14 protein-coding genes are annotated in these 16,692 nt (G+C 68.3%); 5 read left to right on the top strand and 9 right to left on the bottom strand.

Going from position 1 to position 16,692, the window contains the following annotated elements:
- Positions 1–355 precede the first annotated feature (355 nt).
- From Q8Q77_RS12175 to Q8Q77_RS12160, 4 genes are read right to left on the bottom strand one after another with little or no spacing between them, the layout of a single operon-like run.
- Complete coding sequence (locus Q8Q77_RS12175; RefSeq protein WP_305583845.1) at positions 356–1,489, bottom strand: ABC transporter permease; 1,134 nt, start codon at positions 1,487–1,489, stop codon at positions 356–358.
- On the bottom strand, positions 1,486–2,403 hold the full coding sequence (locus Q8Q77_RS12170; RefSeq protein WP_305583844.1) for an ABC transporter ATP-binding protein: 918 nt from the start codon (positions 2,401–2,403) through the stop codon (positions 1,486–1,488). Before Q8Q77_RS12170 ends, Q8Q77_RS12175 begins: the two co-directional genes overlap by 4 nt.
- The gene (locus Q8Q77_RS12165; protein ID WP_305583843.1) at positions 2,400–3,371 is read right to left on the bottom strand and encodes an HlyD family secretion protein; all 972 of its coding nucleotides are present in this window, start codon (positions 3,369–3,371) and stop codon (positions 2,400–2,402) included. Before Q8Q77_RS12165 ends, Q8Q77_RS12170 begins: the two co-directional genes overlap by 4 nt.
- Positions 3,368–3,997 (bottom strand): TetR/AcrR family transcriptional regulator, encoded by a 630-nt coding sequence (locus tag Q8Q77_RS12160; RefSeq protein WP_305337781.1) that lies wholly within the window; start codon positions 3,995–3,997, stop codon positions 3,368–3,370. Before Q8Q77_RS12160 ends, Q8Q77_RS12165 begins: the two co-directional genes overlap by 4 nt.
- Before the next feature lie 144 nt (positions 3,998–4,141).
- Between Q8Q77_RS12160 and Q8Q77_RS12155 the strand changes: the two genes are divergently transcribed.
- Both Q8Q77_RS12155 and Q8Q77_RS12150 read left to right on the top strand, forming a co-directional pair.
- Positions 4,142–5,950: a DUF4153 domain-containing protein gene (locus Q8Q77_RS12155; RefSeq protein ID WP_305583842.1), complete on the top strand. Its 1,809-nt coding sequence runs from the start codon at positions 4,142–4,144 to the stop codon at positions 5,948–5,950.
- The gene (locus tag Q8Q77_RS12150; RefSeq protein ID WP_305583841.1) at positions 5,947–6,522 is read left to right on the top strand and encodes an NUDIX domain-containing protein; all 576 of its coding nucleotides are present in this window, start codon (positions 5,947–5,949) and stop codon (positions 6,520–6,522) included. Before Q8Q77_RS12155 ends, Q8Q77_RS12150 begins: the two co-directional genes overlap by 4 nt.
- On the opposite strand, the gene Q8Q77_RS12145 is transcribed toward Q8Q77_RS12150, so the two are convergent.
- Positions 6,519–9,467, bottom strand: a complete 2,949-nt coding sequence (locus Q8Q77_RS12145) for a TonB-dependent receptor domain-containing protein (RefSeq protein ID WP_305583840.1) — start codon at positions 9,465–9,467, stop codon at positions 6,519–6,521. The genes Q8Q77_RS12150 and Q8Q77_RS12145 overlap by 4 nt on opposite strands.
- A gap of 376 nt (positions 9,468–9,843) precedes the next feature.
- On the opposite strand from Q8Q77_RS12145, the gene rpmB reads away from it, so the two are divergent.
- On the top strand, positions 9,844–10,149 hold the full coding sequence (gene rpmB / locus Q8Q77_RS12140) for a 50S ribosomal protein L28 (protein WP_304774464.1): 306 nt from the start codon (positions 9,844–9,846) through the stop codon (positions 10,147–10,149).
- Between the two features lie 180 nt (positions 10,150–10,329).
- On the opposite strand, the gene Q8Q77_RS12135 is transcribed toward rpmB, so the two are convergent.
- The 3 genes from Q8Q77_RS12135 to cobT all read right to left on the bottom strand — a co-directional run bounded on the left by Q8Q77_RS12135 (position 10,330) and on the right by cobT (position 14,061).
- Positions 10,330–11,076: a dienelactone hydrolase family protein gene (locus tag Q8Q77_RS12135; protein WP_305583839.1), complete on the bottom strand. Its 747-nt coding sequence runs from the start codon at positions 11,074–11,076 to the stop codon at positions 10,330–10,332.
- Between the two features lie 73 nt (positions 11,077–11,149).
- Positions 11,150–12,112: an esterase-like activity of phytase family protein gene (locus tag Q8Q77_RS12130; RefSeq protein WP_305583838.1), complete on the bottom strand. Its 963-nt coding sequence runs from the start codon at positions 12,110–12,112 to the stop codon at positions 11,150–11,152.
- Positions 12,109–14,061, bottom strand: coding sequence for a cobaltochelatase subunit CobT (gene cobT, locus Q8Q77_RS12125; RefSeq protein WP_305583837.1), 1,953 nt, complete (start codon positions 14,059–14,061; stop codon positions 12,109–12,111). The genes Q8Q77_RS12130 and cobT overlap by 4 nt, the downstream gene beginning before the upstream one ends.
- A 166-nt stretch (positions 14,062–14,227) precedes the next feature.
- Between cobT and Q8Q77_RS12120 the strand changes: the two genes are divergently transcribed.
- Both Q8Q77_RS12120 and Q8Q77_RS12115 read left to right on the top strand, forming a co-directional pair.
- Complete coding sequence (locus Q8Q77_RS12120; protein ID WP_305583836.1) at positions 14,228–15,436, top strand: hypothetical protein; 1,209 nt, start codon at positions 14,228–14,230, stop codon at positions 15,434–15,436.
- Between the two features lie 74 nt (positions 15,437–15,510).
- Positions 15,511–15,690: a DUF1328 domain-containing protein gene (locus Q8Q77_RS12115; RefSeq protein WP_215338773.1), complete on the top strand. Its 180-nt coding sequence runs from the start codon at positions 15,511–15,513 to the stop codon at positions 15,688–15,690.
- Positions 15,691–15,798: 108 nt separating this feature from the next.
- Here the strand turns inward: Q8Q77_RS12115 and cobS are convergent.
- A partial coding sequence (gene cobS, locus Q8Q77_RS12110) for a cobaltochelatase subunit CobS (protein WP_305583835.1) occupies positions 15,799–16,692 on the bottom strand: 894 nt, incomplete at its 5' end.

Raw genomic sequence — 16,692 nt, 5'->3', positions numbered from 1 at the left:
CGCTGGAGGGACTGCGACACGAAAGACGTCCTTGCCGCGATCCTTCTCCCCTTGCGGGAGAAGGTGGCCCTGCGGAGCAGGGTCGGATGAGGGGTCGAAAGGTCTATCCGGCGAATTTCCCCGGCGCAGGCCGGCTCTCATCGTACCCGCTTGGGTCAGGACCACCGTTCGTGGGGTTCGTGAGGTTCGTGGTTCCATTCCTTCAGCAGCGACGCCGCAGGGCGGGAAAAGATTGTCCACCAACCTCACGAACCACACGAACCAAGAGGGAGAGACGCGTTGAGCGGAGCGCGACCTTTCATCCGGCGCGCTCTCGCGCGCCACCTTCTCCCTTGCGGGAGAAGGCCGCGAACACCTAGTCCAGCGTCCGCCGATACCGCGCCATCGCCAGCGCCGTGACCACGCACACGAAGGCCAGCAACGCCGCCAGCTCGCGCCACATGTCCTCGAGCCCCTGGCCCTTCAGCAGGGCGCCGCGCACCACCCGCAGAAAATGGGTGACCGGGATGATCTCGCCCAGCGCCTGGGCCCAGCCCGGCATGCCCCGGAAGGGGAACATGAAGCCCGAGAGCAGGATCGACGGCAGGATGTAGAAGAAACTCATCTGCATGGCCTGCAGCTGCGATCGCGCCACCGTGGAGATCAGGAAACCCAGGGCGAGCGACCCCACGATGAACAGGCTGACGCCGACGCCGAGGCCGAGCCAGCCTCCCAGCATCGGGACCTGGAACAGCAGCTTGGCGATGGTCAGGATGATGAGGGTCTGGGCGACGCCCACCAGGACATAGGGCGCCAGCTTGCCGATCATCACCTCGATCGGTTCGACGGGCGTGGCCAGCAGGCTCTCCATGGTGCCGCGGTCGGTCTCGCGGGTGACGCTGAGCGAGGTCATCATCACCAGGGTCATGGACAGGATCACCCCCAGCAGGCCCGGCACGATGTTGTAGGCGGTGACGGCTTCGGGATTGTAGCGGCGGTGGACCACCACCTCGAACGCGGGCCTGGCCTGGATCCGCGGAGCCAGCGCGCCCTTCAGATCGCCCACCAGCGCCTGGGTCGGCAAAGCCGCCAGGGCGGCGAGGGCGGGGCCGGTGGCCGAGGGATCGGAGGCGTCGGCCTCCACCAGAATCTGGGCCTTGTCGCCCCGCGCCACGCGACGGGTGAAGTCGCCGGGGATGGTGATGGCGAACTGCACCTCGCCCCGGCGGATCAATTCGTCCAGTTCGGCGGGACTGCGCGCCTGGGCCACCAGGTCGAAATAGGCGCTGTTGTGGAGGGCCGAAAGGATCGAGCGGGCGAAGACGCTGTCCTCCTGCACCAGGACAGCGGTGGGCAGGTGGCGGGGCTCGGAATTGATCGCGTAGCCGAACAACAGCAGCTGCACCACCGGCAGGGCCAGGATCATGGCGTAGGTCAGGCGGTCGCGGGTGAGCTGCTTGAACTCCTTGATCAGCACCGCCCAGACCCGCGTCGCGGAGAAGGCGCTCATCGGAAGTTGTCCTCCGCGCCGTCCATCAGCTGGATGAAGACGTCCTCCAGGGTCGGCTCGACCTCGGTCCAGCGGAAGGGTTCGCGGCGATAGGGGGCGATGGCGGCTTCGACGGCGGCGCGGTCGGTGCCGCTGACGTGCAGGGCCGCGCCGAAGGGGGCGGCCATCTCGACGCCGGGCCGCCGGCCGATCTCGCCGGCCAGCCGGTCGATCCCGGCGCCCTCGCCGTTGAAGGTGACCAGGTGGGAGCCCGCGATCACCTGGTCGGCCGTGCCCCGGGCGATCAGCTGGCCATAGGCGATGTAAGCGATCTCATGGCAGCGCTCGGCCTCGTCCATGTAGTGGGTGGAGACCAGCACGGTCAGCCCCTCTGCCGACAGCGCGTGGATCTCGTCCCAGAAGGTGCGGCGCGCCTTGGGGTCGACCCCGGCGGTGGGCTCGTCCAGCAGCAGCAGCTTGGGTTCGTGCAGGGTCGCTGTCGCCAGGGCCAGCCGCTGCTTCCAGCCGCCCGACAGCGTGCCGGCCAGCTGGCTGCGCCGCGCGATCAGACCCAGGCGTTCCAGCGCATGGGCCACCCGGTCCTTGCGGCGATCCAGGTCGTGGACGCGGGCGGAGAACATCAGGTTCTCCTCCAGGGTCAGGTCCTCATAGAGCGAGAACTTCTGGGTCATGTAGCCGGCCTGGCGCTTGATGGCGCCCGCCTGGCTGATGATGTCCAGGCCCAGGCAGGTCCCTTCACCGCTGTCGGGGGTCAGCAGGCCGCACAGCATCCGCAGGGTCGTTGTCTTGCCCGAGCCGTTGGGGCCGAGGAAACCGCAGATGCGCCCCTCCGCCACCTGCAGGGAGACGTCCTGGACGACATGCTTGTCGCCGAAGCTCTTGTTCAGGCCGTGGACGTCGATGGCCAGCGTCACCGGACCGGCTCCAGGGGCGTGACGTCCACCGGCTGGCCCGGGTTCAGCCGGGCGCTGGGCCTGGCCTCCACCATATAGACCAGCCGGTCGCGCGCCTCTCGGCTGTAGATGATCGGCGGAGTGAACTCGGGGCGCGGGCTGACGAAGGTGATCTTGGCGGTCAGCCCCTTGGCGCAGCCATCGCAGGCGAAGCGCACGACGGAGCCGGGGCGATAGGCCGAAAGGCTCTGTTCCGGCACAAAGAACCGCAGCTTGATGCGGTCGTCAGGGAGCAGGGAGACAACCGGCTGGTTGGCCACCGACCATTCCCCCTGCTGGAAGAACACCTCCTCCACCCGCGCGTCGGAGGGCGCGACGGGGGCGAGGTCGGAGAGGCGGGCGTCCACCGCCGAGAGGCCCGCCTCAGCCTGTGCGACGCGGCTGTCGGCGGCCTGGACCTGGCCGTCACGGGCGCCCAGGGCGGCGGCGTCGCGCTGCCGCCGGGCGGCCGCCAGCTGGGCGTTGGCGGTCTGCAGGGCGGCGCGGACGTCGTCCAGGCGGGCCGGCGCATAGACGCCCTTGCGCACCAGGGGCTCGATCCGGCGCATGTCGGCCGCGGCGTCCCGGACTCTGGCCTCGGCGGCGGCGATGTTGGCGTCATAGACAGCCAGTTCGACCGGCCGCAGGCCTTTGCGCGCGTCCTGCGCCTGGGCCTGAGCGGCGCCCACCTCGGCCTGGGCCTGCTGGCGCTGGGCGGCCAGCTGCTTGGGGTCAACGACGAACAGCCGGTCACCGGCCTTCACCCGGTCGCCACGCTGGACATGGACCTGGGCCACCGCCCCTGAGACCGGCGCGGCCAGATAGAGCGGCTGGCCCTCCACATAGCCGGTCAGCACGTTGGATCGGTTTAGCCTGGGGGTCAGCACCAGCGCGGCGATCAGGCCGGCGGCCGCCAGCAGCAGGGCGATGACGAGCAGGCGTTGTTTCATGGGACCATTCCCCGCAGCTGGGTCTCGACGTGTTGCGCCATCAGGGCCGGCAGGTCGAAGGGCTCGGCGCCGACGGGGGTGAAGGTCTCGCGCCAGATCACCCCCACCAGCAGGGGCGAGATCAGGCCCGCCGCATAGTGGCGGGGGTCGCCGGGGCGGATCTCCCCGCGCGCCTGGGCCGCGGCGATGGCGCCTGTCAGGGCGCCGAGGGCCGGGACGATCAGCCGGTCGTGCCAGACCCGCGCCAGCTCCGGGAAGTTGCGCGCCTCTCCGATCACCATCTTTATGATCCCCCCGATCGGCGTGGTGGAAGCGACGTGGGCCATGACCTTGGCGAAGGCGCGGATCAGGTCGGGAAAGGTCTGCGGATTGGCGGCGGCCAGGGCGGCCAGATTGTGCAGGTTGGGGGCGACCCCCTGTTCCACCACGGCCTGGAAGATGTCCTCCTTGGTGGCGAAGTAGAGGTAGATCGCCCCCTTCGACACCCCGGCCCGGGCGGCGATGTCGTCCAGCCGCGCGGCGGCGAAGCCCTTCTCCGCGAACACCTCGAAGGCCGCCGCCACGATCTCGTCGGGACGATCGGCCTTGCGGCGTCGGAACTTCGGCTGGCCGGCGGGGAGGGACATGGGCGCTCTAAATAACTGACTGGTCAGTTATCAATACGCCCCAAGCCTGGGCGTGGCAAGCCGACTCTATTCCATCAATCAGCCAAGCTTGTTGGTGCTCGCCGCCCGCCATGCGACCGTGAGGTGAGTTGGGGAGGAACCATCATGTTCGCCGGGGAAACTGATCACGGTCAGGCGTCACGACCGATCGCCATCGCCCGCGTCGCCATCGGGTTCGCCCAGGGCCTGGCGCTGTACGGCCTGAACGAGTGGGAGAAGCACGGCCTGATCGACGGCGTCTCCTCGCCGCTGTTCTGCGCCTGCGCGATGCTGATCCTGTTCCTGCCCGTGGTGCTGCTGGGCGGCCTGCACACCCTGCGGACCCGGACCCTGGTCATCTGGGGCGCCGCCGTCGCCGTCGTGGTGGCCGCGCTGGGCGCCTATCACGGGACCATCGCGGTTCCCGACTTGGGCGCCGAGCACTGGCCGGGCCCGCCCCTGGTGATCTTCACCGCCGTGGGCCTGTTCATCGCCCATCACCTGGTGACCGGCGCCGACGCTGATCGCCGCTGGATCGCCAGCTACGATCGCTACTTCGAGCAGACCTGGAAGGACGGCGTGCGCCTGGCCCTGGCCGTGCTGTTCGTCGGGGCCCTGTGGCTGCTGCTCTGGCTGGGCGGGGCGCTGTTCGACCTGATCGGTATCAAGTGGGTCGGCGAGACCATCCAGAAGCCCTGGTTCGCCTTCCCGGCCACCACCACATTCTTCGCCCTGGCCATCCACCTGACCGACGTCCGCGCCAGCCTGGTGCGCGGCATCCGCACCGTGGCCCTGACCCTGCTGTCGTGGCTGCTGCCGGTGATGGCGGTGATCGGGGCGGGCTTCCTCATCGCCCTGCCGTTCACCGGCCTGACCCTGCTGTGGGACACCAAGAGCGCGGCGGGCATCCTGCTCTCGGCCGCCGCGGCCCTCATCGTCCTGCTCAACGCCGCCTATCAGGAAGGCGAGGCCGAGGACCATCCGCCCGTCGCGCTGAAGTGGGCCGGCCGGATCACCGGTGTGATCATCGCGCCCCTGGTGGCCATCGCCGCCTATGGCCTGATCCTGCGCATCGGTCAGTACGGCCTGACACCGGACCGCATCTACGGTGTCGCCTGCACCATCGTGGCCGTTGTCTATTCCGTGGGATACGCGGCCAGCGTCTTCTGGCCTGGGCCCTGGCTGAAGCGCCTGGAGGTCACCAACGTCATCGCCGCCCACCTGGTGGTGGCCATCCTGCTGGCCCTGTTCTCGCCCCTGGCCAATCCCAGCCGGCTGTCGGTGAACGACCAGCTTGCGCGCCTCGATCGTGGCGCGGTGACGCCAGACAAGTTCGACTACCTGTTCCTGCGTTTCGAGGCCGGCAAGCCGGGGATGGACGCCCTCAAGGCGCTCGCCGCCCGCAAGACCGGTGCGAACGCCGCCGAGATCGCCCGGCGCGCCGCCTCGGCCCTGGCCCGCAAGGCCCGCTACGGCGAGGCTACGACCTCGGTGGTGGAGCGCAAGGAACTGGTCCGTGTCGCCGGCGGCGGCGCCTTCCCGGTCGGGTTCCTCGAACAGACCTGGAAGAGCTTCGAGGACCCGCTGCAGAACTGCGAACCCGGCCGTCTGTGCGACGCCGTGGTGGCCGACCTTGACGGCGACGCCTCGCCCGAAGTGGTGGTGTTCGCCATGGGCGACCGCCGCGTCTACCGGCAGGCCGGCGGCGTCTGGACCCGGATCGGGACGCTCTCCGGATCTTATTGCGACAAGGACGGCGAGGCCTTGAAGGCGGGCCAGTTCGCGGTGAACGCCGATCCGAATCCCTTGGCGGACGTGGTGGTGGCCGGCCGCCGCCTGCGGGTCGTGCCCGAAAGCGACAAGTGCCCCGATGGTACGGCGGGCGACGTCGCCATCGTGTCCGAGATCAAGCCCCCGCCGCCGGAGACCAAATGAGCGACCAGGTCCGCAACCTCGTCTTCCACACCCTCTCCGACGAGTGGGCGACGCTGAAGCGGGTGACCTTCGACTACCGCCGCCACGACGGGACCTGGGAGACCCAGGTCCGCCAGACCTATGATCGCGGCGATGGGGCGGTAATCCTGCCCTACGACCCTGATCGCGGGACCGTGCTGCTCACCCGCCAGTTCCGCATCCCGGCCTATGTCACCGGCCATATCGAGCCGCTGATCGAGGCCGCCGCCGGTCTGCTGGACGCCGACGATCCGGAGACCGCCATCAAGCGCGAGGCCGAGGAGGAGCTGGGCTACCGGTTCTCGTCGGTCACCTCGGTCTTCAAGGTCTATATGAGCCCTGGCAGCGTCACCGAGCAGCTCAGCTTCTTCACCGCCCGCTACTCGCCCGCCGACAAGGTCAGCGCCGGGGGCGGCCACGCGGGCGAAGGCGAGGACATCGAGGTGCTGGAGGTCAAACTCACCGACGCCCTGCGGATGGTCACCGACGGCGTCATCGTCGACGCCAAGACCATCATGCTGATCCAGCATCTGCTGCTGACCCAGCGCACCTAGAACTTCGCGTTGATCCCCACGAAGAACCGCCGGCCCAGGATGTCGAAGGTCGAGGGATCGGTGTTGGAGTTGGGGTAGCTGGTGAAGTAGGGCGGATCCTTGTCGGCGAGGTTGTTCACTCCAGCGCGCAGGGTGACCCGGTCGTCGACCTTCCAGGAGCCCGACAGGTCAAAGACGTCGTAGTCGGGCGTGTTCACCGCCGTGGGGCTGAAGGTCGGCACGCTGCGGGCGTCGGTCATGGCGGCGATATGGCGCCAGCGCAGGGTGGTCCGCACCGGCCCGACGGCCCAGGTGGCCGACAGCACCGACTTCCACTCCGGCAGGGCGCCGCCCGAGAGGTCGGCGCCGATGGTTCCGGCATAGTCCATGAAGGCCGCGTTCGGCCGCGCCTGGCGCTCGAAGCTGTCGAGCTTGGAGATCACCAGGTTGAAGGCCAGGGCGCCCGCGCTCTCCGGCAGGCCGAGGTCGGCGAGATCAAAGCCCCAGTCCACCTGGGCGTCGATCCCGGAAGTCTTCACCGAGGCCAGGTTCACCTGGGTCTGGGCGACGCCGGTGATCTGGCCCGAGCTCAGGCGCGAGAACCGGCTGCAATAGAAGTTGGCGTTGGAGAGGCCGGGGTTGGATCCATCGGCGTTGAAGCACGAGGCCAGGATCGTCGGGACCCCGATGGTCCCCACCACATCGGCCACCTCGATCTTGTAGTAGTCCAGGCTGACGCTGAACCGGCGCAGGAAGGGGGCGTCCACCGCGGGCGTCCAGACAGCCCCGGCCGTGAAGCTGTCAGCGGTCTCCTCGGTGAGGCTGGGATTGCCGCCGCCCACGATCTCCACCTGGGTCGAGGCCTGGTTGAAGGTGTCGATGATCGCGGCGGGCACGCCCTGCGACAGGCACAGGCCGCGCACCGCCGCCGCGCTCGCGCCGTTGCGGAACGAGGAGCGCACGTCGCAGGGATCGCCCGCCGTGGTGCCGGTCCCGGGCGAGCCGATGCCGAGGAAGCCCACGGACTGGGGCGAGAACAGCTCGGCGATGTTGGGGGCGCGGACCGCTCTCTGATAGCCGCCGCGGATCAGCAGGCCTGACACCGGTTTCCAGGTGAGGTCGGCCTTGTAGGCGCTGACCTGGCCGGTGGTGGAATAGTCCGCCACCCGGCCGCCCAGCGCCACCTCCAGGCTCTGGATCAGGGGCAGGTCGGCCAGCACCGGGACCAGCAGCTCGGCGTAGAGCTCCCTGGAGGTGATGTCGCCGCTGACCGGGACCGCCGGGTTGAAGCCGACGATATCGGGCCCCTGCAACTGGAGGTCGGGTGAATAATCGAAGTCGTCCTTGCGATGCTGGGCGCCGGCCGAGAACTTCAGCGGCCCGGCCGGGAGGTCGATGAGGCTGCCGGTCACATAGCCCTCGACGACCGTCTGCTTGATGGTCGTCGAGTTGGCGACGTCGCGGGCGATATAGGCCGCGCAGCCCGGGCTGACCTTGCCGGCCCCGAAGATGTTGAATCCGCCGCAGATGGCGGCACCGCCGTCGGGAGCGAAGGTCAGGGTGCGCATGGCCGACCGGCTGACGTTGCCGACCTGGCTTTCGGTGTGATCCATCTGGCCGTGGCTGGCGTAGAGGTCCCACTTCCAGTCCTTGATCGGCAGGGCTCCACGGAGGCCCGCCACCAGCTGCATCGTCTCATAGGTATTGTTGGAGAGCCGGCCGCCCACCTCATTGAAGGCTCGGCGGGGATAGAAGGCCGCCGTCGGATCGGCGCGCGACGCCAGCAGGGTGCGCAGGTCGGTGGGGATGAAGGGGTTGGTCACCGGGACCACGATGTCGGGGCCGGGGAAGGCGCCGTCGCTGGCCGAGGCGGGGCCCAGCTGCCGCGAGACATCATAGGTGGTGTAGCTGGCCGTGCCGTAGGCCTCGAGGCTGTCGGTCAGGTCGTAGCGGCTCGAGGCGTAGAGGCTCCACCGTTCCAAGGGCAGGTTCAGGTAGCGATAGGCGGCGCTGTTGAAGGTGTAGCTGGCGGCCGAGAAGCCCGCATCGCGCACGCCCGTATAGTTGTTCACCGGGGCGGTGGAGAACAGGCTGCCGTCGGCGTTGAAAGAGAGGCTGGCGCCGCGGGCCACCGTGCCGGGTGCGAAGCCATAGGCGCCGAACACGGTGTTCATGGCCGCCTGGCTGGGCAGGTTGGCTGCGCCGCCGGCGTTCGACGCCGGATCGAAGCGCCCGTCGGGGATCGTCGCCGCGCCTGAGGGCGTCAGGCCGGTGGTGAGGATCGAATAGCCCACGGCCGACCAGTCGCGGTCCGCCGCCAGCAGGCCCTCGCGCTTGTCATAGGTGGCGGCGACGGCGAGGGCGCCGCGCTCGAAATTGCGGCCCCAGCCCACGGACGCCGTGAGCTGGCCGGCGTCGTTCTGCTCCGTGACGCCGAACTGGGCGTCGACCTGCAGGCCCTCGAAATTGCGCTTGAGCTTGAAGTTCACAACGCCCGCGATGGCGTCAGAGCCATAGACCGCCGAGGCGCCGCCGGTGATGGTCTCCACCGTGTCCACCAGGAAGGTCGGCACGGTGTTGAGATCGACCACCGCATTGGGGTTTCCCGCCACCACCCGGCGCCCGTCGATCAGCACCAGGGTGCGGGTGGGCCCCAGGCCGCGCAGGTTGGCGTAGGCCTGGCCGGGCGTGGTCACGAAGTTGGTGGTGTTGGTGCCCGAGCCATTGGACGGCGTGAACTGGGGAAGCTGGTTCAGGGTGTTCTCGATCGTCACCATGCCGACGGCGGCGATCTGCTCCTGGCCCACCGTGACGATGGGGCTCTCGGAGACATAGTCCTTGCGGGCGATCCGGCTGCCGGTGACCACGATCTCGGAGACCTCGGCGTCCTGGGCCAGGACCGGAGCGGCAGGCAAGCTCAGCAACCCCGCCAGGGCGCCGGCGCACATCAGGTCCGCTGTCTTCATGTTGAACGCCCGTCCCCTGGATCCACCCATGCGGGTGATTTGCAGCCCAAGCTAGGGGAAGGCGAGCCTTCTCGCTACTGACGGAAAAGGAGTGGGTTAAGGTTCAGGCGGCGGCGCCGGAACGTGGCCGCAACGAATCAGGACCGAATCGCTGACTCGGCCGGATTCGGGATTTGTTCCCTACAAGGTATTGTATCCAAAGGGCTTGGGGACACAAGACGGTCGGTCCGCGGGTGGTTTGGCGTGGCGACAGGAAAGTGCGATGAAGCGGTGTGAAAGGCGGCTCCGCCTTGACGCCGCCGCTTACCTTCGACTATATCGCCCGCTCTCGCGCGGGTCCGCCCGCCGTCACTCTTTCTCGCTTAGGTCTTAAGCCATGTCGCGTCGCTGCGAACTCACCGGTATCGGCCCCATGGTCGGCAACAATGTGAGCCACTCGAATATCAAGACCAAGCGCCGCTTCCTGCCGGCGTTGGCCCCTGCCAGCCTGCAGTCCGATGCGCTCGGGCAAACCTTCAAGCTGCGCATCTCCAATGCGGCCCGCCGCACCCTGGACTTCCGCGGCGGCCTGGACATCTTCCTGGTCAAGGCCAAGGACGAGCAGCTCTCGCCCCGCGCCCTCAAGATCAAGCGCCAGCTGAAGGCCAAGCTCGCCGCGCAAGCGCCGGCCGCCGCCGCCTAGGCGCAAGCGACAAGCAGATTTGGAAAAGGCCGGCGGTGACGCCGGCCTTTTTCTTTTATACCCGCTCGTCCCGGCGAAGGCCGGGATCCAGGTCGTAGGTCGCGACCTGCGCCAAGCATCCTCAGAGCGGTGGATGTATCTGGGTCCCGGCCTTCGCCGGGATGAGCGGATGAGGGGGTTCTATTTCAGCGTCTCATCGAACAGGGCGATCAATTCGCGCCAGTGGCGCTCGGCGCCGTCGGGATTGTGCACCGGCATGTCGGTGGGCACCCAGCCGTGCTTGCAGCCTTCCCAGATCGACACCTCGGCGTCCACGCCCGCCTCGCTCAGGGACTTGATGAGCCGGGTGTTCTGGGCCTCGTCATAACTGCGGTCCTCTATGGCCCCGGCCACCAGCACCTTGGCCTTGATCGCAGGCGCCAGCAGATGCGGGCTGCGCTCGTCGTCGGTGGCCATGTTGCCGCCGTGGAAGGAGGCCGCCGCCCCGATGCGGTCCGGGTAGGTTCCCGCCGCGCGCAGGGCGATGGAGCCGCCCATGCAATAGCCCGTGATTCCCACCTTGCCCGGCTTGGCGGCCGGATCGGCCGCGATGAAGTCGAGGCAGGCCTTCACGTCGGTCATCTGCCGGCCCGCGCCCGTGCTGGCCCGCAGTTTGGCGAACAGCTCGCCGGCCTCCTTGTCGCCCGCGCGGGCCGCGGCGATGTCCAGGGGCGGGTAGGGGCCGGCGCGCCAGAACAGGTCGGGCAGCAGCACGTAGTAGCCGGCGGCGGCCAGGCGCTCGCCCATCTCGAACAGGGCCGGCCGAATGGCCGGGGCGTCCATGGCGATGATCGCGGCGGGCCAGGGGCCAACGCCTGAGTCGGGCTTGAAGATGAAGGCGCGCGCCTCGCCCTCCGGGGTGGGAAGGGCGATCTCGGTCTGGCTCATAATGGCGGCCTCGCTAAGCGGGATGAGGAAAAGTGGGAACCGGTTTTCCGCCCGCATCCCGCGCTCTGAAAATCTACTTCGCGGGCTTCCAGTCGAAAGCCAGCAGGATGGTCTTCTGGGAATTGGAGAAATTGTCGTCGGAGAGCAGGTAGAACCGGATCGCGCCGTCCTTGCCGGGCACCGCCGATACGCCTTCGAGATTGTCGACGGTCAGGGGCTTGGCCATGTCCATGCGCGCCACCTCGCCGGCGGGGCCAAGGATCTTCAGGGTGATGCGGCTGCCGCGCACGGGGTCCCAGGCGCGGAACAGCCAGGCGGTCTTCCCGTCGGCCAGCCTGTCGACCGCAACCACCCCGAACTCAGGCGGCTTCTCCAGGGTTGGACCCTTCACGCAGGCCGCGGTGACGCGGCAGGTCCAGGTCTCGCCGGAGTCCTCACCGGCGGTGATGTAGCCGTCGGGGCCGACAGCGGGATCGAAGGCCAGGGCCTCCATGCCGCCGTTGGGGGGGAAGCCGGCGTCCACCGGCGAGGGAACAACCCGGGCGGCGCCGCCCTTTGCCGGATAGAGCAGAATGCGGTCGATGGCCTCGAAGCTGACCAGCCGGTCGCCATTGGGCATGAAGGCCAAGCCCTCAGAATCAGCCTCCTTCTTGCCCTGAAGCGGCTTTCCGTCCGGCCCGGTGAGGACCGTCAGCTTGCCGGGACCGACGCCGACCAAGCGGCCGGTCTTGTCCAGCAGGACGCGGCTTTCCAGCAGGTCGCCCTCGTCGCTCATCGAGACCAGCTTGCGATCCTGGGTCACCCGAAGGTCCGACAGTCCATGGAAGCGCGAGGTCTGGTCCGACGAGAGCACCAGGCCGCCCGCATAGACGAAGTCGCCGATGCGATCCTGGGACGGGTCCTGCGGATTGAGCGCGACCGGCGTGGCGGTGATGGTGATCCCGGAGCCTGCGGCCATCGGCCCCTTGGGCAGGGTGGACGGTTGCGCGCAGGCGGTGAGCGCGGCGAGCGCGGCTCCCAGGATCAGTCGTTTCACGCCACGGCTCTCCGGACTTCCTTGAAGGTGGACCGCCGGGTCGCGCCGCCCTGGGGGCCTTGCGTATTGGGCGGTGGGGCCAGCAGGCCCGCGGTCTTGCGGGTCTGCCTGCGCGGCTCTTCATTGAACAGCTCAGCCAGCTGGTCGACGATGGCGCCGGCCAGTTGCTCGACATCCACGATGGTGACAGCCCGACGATAGTAGCGCGTCACGTCGTGGCCGATGCCGATGGCGATCAGCTGCACGGGGCTCTTGTCCTGGATCTCGGCGATCACCTCGCGCAGGTGGCGCTCGAGGTAGTGGCCGGAGTTCACCGACAGGGTCGAGTCGTCCACCGGCGCGCCGTCGGAGATCACCATCAGGATGCGGCGGGCCTCGGTGCGGTCGATCAGCCGCTGGTGCGCCCACATCAGGGCCTCGCCGTCGATGTTCTCCTTCAACAGGCCTTCGCGCATCATCAGGCCAAGGTTGCGCTTGGCGCGGCGCCACGGGGCGTCGGCGGCCTTGTAGATGATGTGGCGCAGGTCGTTCAGGCGGCCCGGCTGGGCGGGCTTGCCGGCCTTCAACCAGTCCTCGCGGCTCGTGCCGCCCTTCCAGGCCCGAGTGGTGAAGCCGAGGATCTCGGTCTTCACGCCGCAGCGTTCCAGGGTGCGGGCCAGGATGTCGGCGCAGACGGCGGCCACCATGATCGGGCGGCCGCGCATGGAGCCGGAATTGTCGATCAGGATGGTGACCACCGTGTCGCGGAACTCGGTGTCTTCCTCTTCCTTGAAGGCCAGCGAGGCGGTGGGATCGGTGATCACCCGGGTCAGGCGGGCCACATCCAGGAGCCCTTCCTCCAGGTCGAAGGTCCAGGAGCGGTTCTGCTGGGCCATCAGCTTGCGCTGCAGCTTGTTGGCCAGGCGCGAGACCACGCTGGAGAGGCTGGCGAGCTGCTGGTCGAGATAGGCGCGCAGCCGGGTCAGCTCCTCGAGGTCGCAAAGCTCCTCGGCCGCCACGATCTCGTCGTTGGCGGTGGTGAAGACCTTGTAGGTGGGGGTCTTGGCGTCGCCCTTCGGGTCCGGCCGCGCGGGCTGCTCGCCCTCGCCCAGCTCCGGCGGCTCGTCAGAATCCTCGGCGTTGGGATCATCCTCGGCCTGCATCATCTGGCTGTCGGCGTCCTCGCTTTCGCTGTGGGTCGCCTCGCTGTCGTCCATGGAGGCCTGCTGCGGGGACTGCCCCTCGCCATCGCCCTCATCGCCGTCCTCGGCGGCTTCAGCCTCGCCCTCGTCGCCATCCTCGTCGTCCTGGTCGGCCTGGTCGGGGGCGTCCGAGAGGTCGTCGCCCATCGACAGGTCGCGCAGGATGGTGCGCGCCATCTTGGCGTAGGCCTTCTGGTCGTCGATCTTGTCGATCAGCTTGTCGAGATCCTGGCCCGCTCGGGCCTCGATCTCGTCGCGGAACATGTCCACCAGCAGCTTGGCGTTCGGCGGCGGCTCCACCCCGGTCAGCCGCTCGCGGGCCATCAGGGCGACGATCTCGGCCATCGGAGGATTGGCCTGGGCGTCGACGGGATTGAAGGGGCGCTTGAGCCAGGCCTGCTCGTGCACGACCTTCAGGTTCTCCCGCACGCCGCCGAGCGCATTGGAGCCGATGGCCTCGATGCGCACCTGCTCCAGGGCGTCATAGGCCGGCGCGCCCAGGGCCGAGCCGGGGCGGGTGCGGGCATGGACCTGGGCGTCGTGGTGCGAGATGCGCAGGGCCATCTGGTCGGCCAGGCCACGGATGCGCGCGGCGTCTGTCGGCGTGAGGTCGCGGGGCGGGTGCGGCAAGACCGCGCGATTGCCCGACAGCACGGGACCTTCCCCGGAGTAGACGATCTCCAGGTCGGGCGACTCGGCGAGCGAGCGCGCAGCGTTCGCAAGGGCGCGTTTGAAGGGCTCGAGCGGGCTTTCCGGGTTCTTGGCCATGGCCAACTTCCATAGCGCGTCGGAGTGAACCGAGGAAAGTCCTGTTGGTGGTGCGGCTGAGTCCCGCAGGCCGGTCGTAGGATGTGTTTACACTTTCACGCGCCACGATGATCGAGGAACAGGTGGAGTGAGTGCGGTGACGGCGGTTGCGTGTCTGAGAGTGGCGGTGGATGCGGAGAAGACGGGCCTGAAGCCGGCCGTCCTCGGGCCATTGGTCGCCAAGTTCTCAGGGATCTATCTTGAGGGAAAATGGCAGTGGCCGCGCCAGTTCACGCCCCTGACCCACTACTCCTTCCTGCTGACCGATCCGCGCGCCGATGAGCTGGACGTCCAGGAACTCGCGCGGCTGGGCGACGACCTGCAGATCAAGCTGTTCGGCGAGGGTGACGACGAGGCCGGCAAGGTCGGCCTGCTGCTGTTCGAGGGCTCCGCTGAAGCGGTCCAGGCCTTCGCGGCCCTCGACGACGCTGCCGTAAGCGCGGCCCTGCTGGATCCGTCCCTGCTACCACCCGGCGGCCGGCTGAGCCGCGTCGAAGCCGCCCCCACCCGAACCGGCGACGAACCTGCCCTGTCGCCCGGAGCTCCCGTCGGACCGATCTGGGTGACCCAGCAAGCAGCCCTGGCGGATATCGCCGAGGCGGCCGCCAAGCACCCCATGCCGTCCCTGGACGGAGTGCAGGGGATCTACTTCACCCTGCGCAGCGTCTTTGTCGGCGACGTGGTCAGCTCAACTCCAGGATCCCTGAGGACCCACCTCAGCCTGGTGGAAGGCGACGAGCACATGCCCGCCGATCCCCAGGCTTTCGACGCCGATTGCCTGGCCGTGGCGGCACGGATGCTGGCGGGCCCTGGGCCCCATTCGATGCTCTACCTGCCCATCTGCTACTCCAACATCGTCCGCGCCTCCCAGCGCGCGGCCTATGAGGAGATGCTCGCCACCCTGCCTCCAGAGGCGAAGGGCCAGTTGGCGGCGGCGGTCTATGATGTACCCCGCGACCCGGCGTTCACGGCCCTGGCCACCGTCCGGGCCTCCCTGTTGAAGTACGTGACCAATATCGACCTGCGCACGCAAGATCCCGGCTTCGAGGTGGAGAAGCTGGCGCCCAACGCGGTCACGAGCGTGACCCTTGTCCTGCCCAGCGGCGACCAGCGGGCTCGGCTCGCGGTGTTGCGCCGGTTCGCCGAACGGCTGGGGCTCTATCGCAAGAAGCAGATCTGGGCGGCGGTCACCAACGTCCGAAACCGCGTGGAGCTGGAAGCCTGCATCGCAGCTCACGTGCCGTTCGTGACGGGCTCGGGCGTCTGTCGCCTGCAGACGGCGCCGGTCGGCGGCCGCATGCAGCCGCCGGAGGCTCTGCCTCTGCTGGCGGCCTGATCGCCACAGGAACGCGACGGCGTTGCCCCGCGTTTAGCCAGCAAGACCCCTGATGTCTTTGGCTGGAGTTCAACATGTTGAAATGGGCCCTGATTTTCGCCGTGGTCGCGCTGATCGCGGGCGCGCTCGGCTTCACCGGCATGGCCGGCGCGGCGGCGGGTATCGCCAAGCTGCTGTTCTTTGTGGCCGTAATCGGCTTCGTGCTGTTCCTGGCGCTGGGCGCCTTCGTCGGCAAGAAGATCAGCGGCGGCTGAGCCGCCTCTGAAATCTGAGACGGACAAGGGCGCGGAGTCACCTCCGCGCCCTTTCTGTTTCGAGCCTGTCGCGTGAGCGAGTCGGCCTCGTCGGCTGCGGGGTTGGCTCTAGGCCACCCGCACCCGCGCCGTGGATTCCGGCAGGTCCTGACCGAAGGCGCGCTGGAAGAACTCGGCGACGGTGCCGCGCTCCAGCTCATCGCACTTGTTCAGGAAGGTCATCCGGAAGCCGAGCGCAATATCGCCGCCGAAAATCTCGGTGTTCTGGGCCCAGGTGATGACGGTCCGCGGGCTCATGACCGTGGAGATGTCGCCGTTCATGAAGGCGTTACGGGTCATGTCGGCGACCCGGACCATGGCGCTGATCGTGCGCTTGCCCTCGGTGTTGTTGTAGTGCGGCGCCTTGGACAGCACGATCTCGGCTTCCACGTCGTGGGCCAGATAGTTCAGCGTGGTCACGATCGACCAGCGGTCCATCTGGCCTTGGTTGATCTGCTGAGTGCCGTGATAGAGCCCCGTCGTGTCGCCCAGGCCGATGGTGTTGGTGGTGGAGAACAGGCGGAAGAACGGGTTGGGCCGGATCACGCGGTTCTGGTCCACCAGGGTCAGCTTGCCCTGGGCTTCCAGATTGCGCTGGATAACGAACATCACGTCCGGGCGGCCGGCGTCGTATTCGTCGAACACCAGGGCCACGGGCCGCTGGATGGCCCAGGGCAGGATGCCCTCGCGGAATTCGGTGATCTGCTTGCCGTCCTTCAGGACGATGGCGTCCTTGCCCACCAGGTCGATGCGGCTGACGTGGCTGTCCAGGTTCACCCGGATCAGCGGCCAGTTGAGGCGCGCGGCCACCTGCTCGATGTGGGTCGACTTGCCCGTGCCGTGATAGCCCTGGACCATGACGCGGCGGTCGAAGGCGAAGCCGGCGCAGATGGCGATCGTCGTCTGCGGATCAAAGCGATAGGCCTCGTCGATCTCGGGCACATGGCTGTCGCGCTCGGCGAA

The organism is Phenylobacterium sp. (assembly GCF_030698145.1).
Classification (GTDB): Bacteria; Pseudomonadota; Alphaproteobacteria; order Caulobacterales; family Caulobacteraceae; genus Phenylobacterium.
The sequence above is the reverse complement of the archived record's forward strand: the minus strand, read 5'-3'. Positions and strand labels throughout refer to the sequence as shown.

Excerpts from the sequence above, each read along its gene's own strand:
- Q8Q77_RS12175 (WP_305583845.1), bottom strand. The coding sequence starts at position 1,489 with ATGAGCGCCTTCTCCGCGACGCGGGTCTGGGCGGTGCTGATCAAGGAG.
- Q8Q77_RS12115 (WP_215338773.1), top strand. The coding sequence starts at position 15,511 with ATGTTGAAATGGGCCCTGATTTTCGCCGTGGTCGCGCTGATCGCGGGC.
- Q8Q77_RS12165 (WP_305583843.1), bottom strand. The coding sequence starts at position 3,371 with ATGAAACAACGCCTGCTCGTCATCGCCCTGCTGCTGGCGGCCGCCGGC.
- Q8Q77_RS12135 (WP_305583839.1), bottom strand. The coding sequence starts at position 11,076 with ATGAGCCAGACCGAGATCGCCCTTCCCACCCCGGAGGGCGAGGCGCGC.
- cobT (WP_305583837.1), bottom strand. The coding sequence starts at position 14,061 with ATGGCCAAGAACCCGGAAAGCCCGCTCGAGCCCTTCAAACGCGCCCTT.
- Q8Q77_RS12150 (WP_305583841.1), top strand. The coding sequence starts at position 5,947 with ATGAGCGACCAGGTCCGCAACCTCGTCTTCCACACCCTCTCCGACGAG.
- rpmB (WP_304774464.1), top strand. The coding sequence starts at position 9,844 with ATGTCGCGTCGCTGCGAACTCACCGGTATCGGCCCCATGGTCGGCAAC.
- Q8Q77_RS12160 (WP_305337781.1), bottom strand. The coding sequence starts at position 3,997 with ATGTCCCTCCCCGCCGGCCAGCCGAAGTTCCGACGCCGCAAGGCCGAT.
- Q8Q77_RS12145 (WP_305583840.1), bottom strand. The coding sequence starts at position 9,467 with ATGAAGACAGCGGACCTGATGTGCGCCGGCGCCCTGGCGGGGTTGCTG.
- Q8Q77_RS12155 (WP_305583842.1), top strand. The coding sequence starts at position 4,142 with ATGTTCGCCGGGGAAACTGATCACGGTCAGGCGTCACGACCGATCGCC.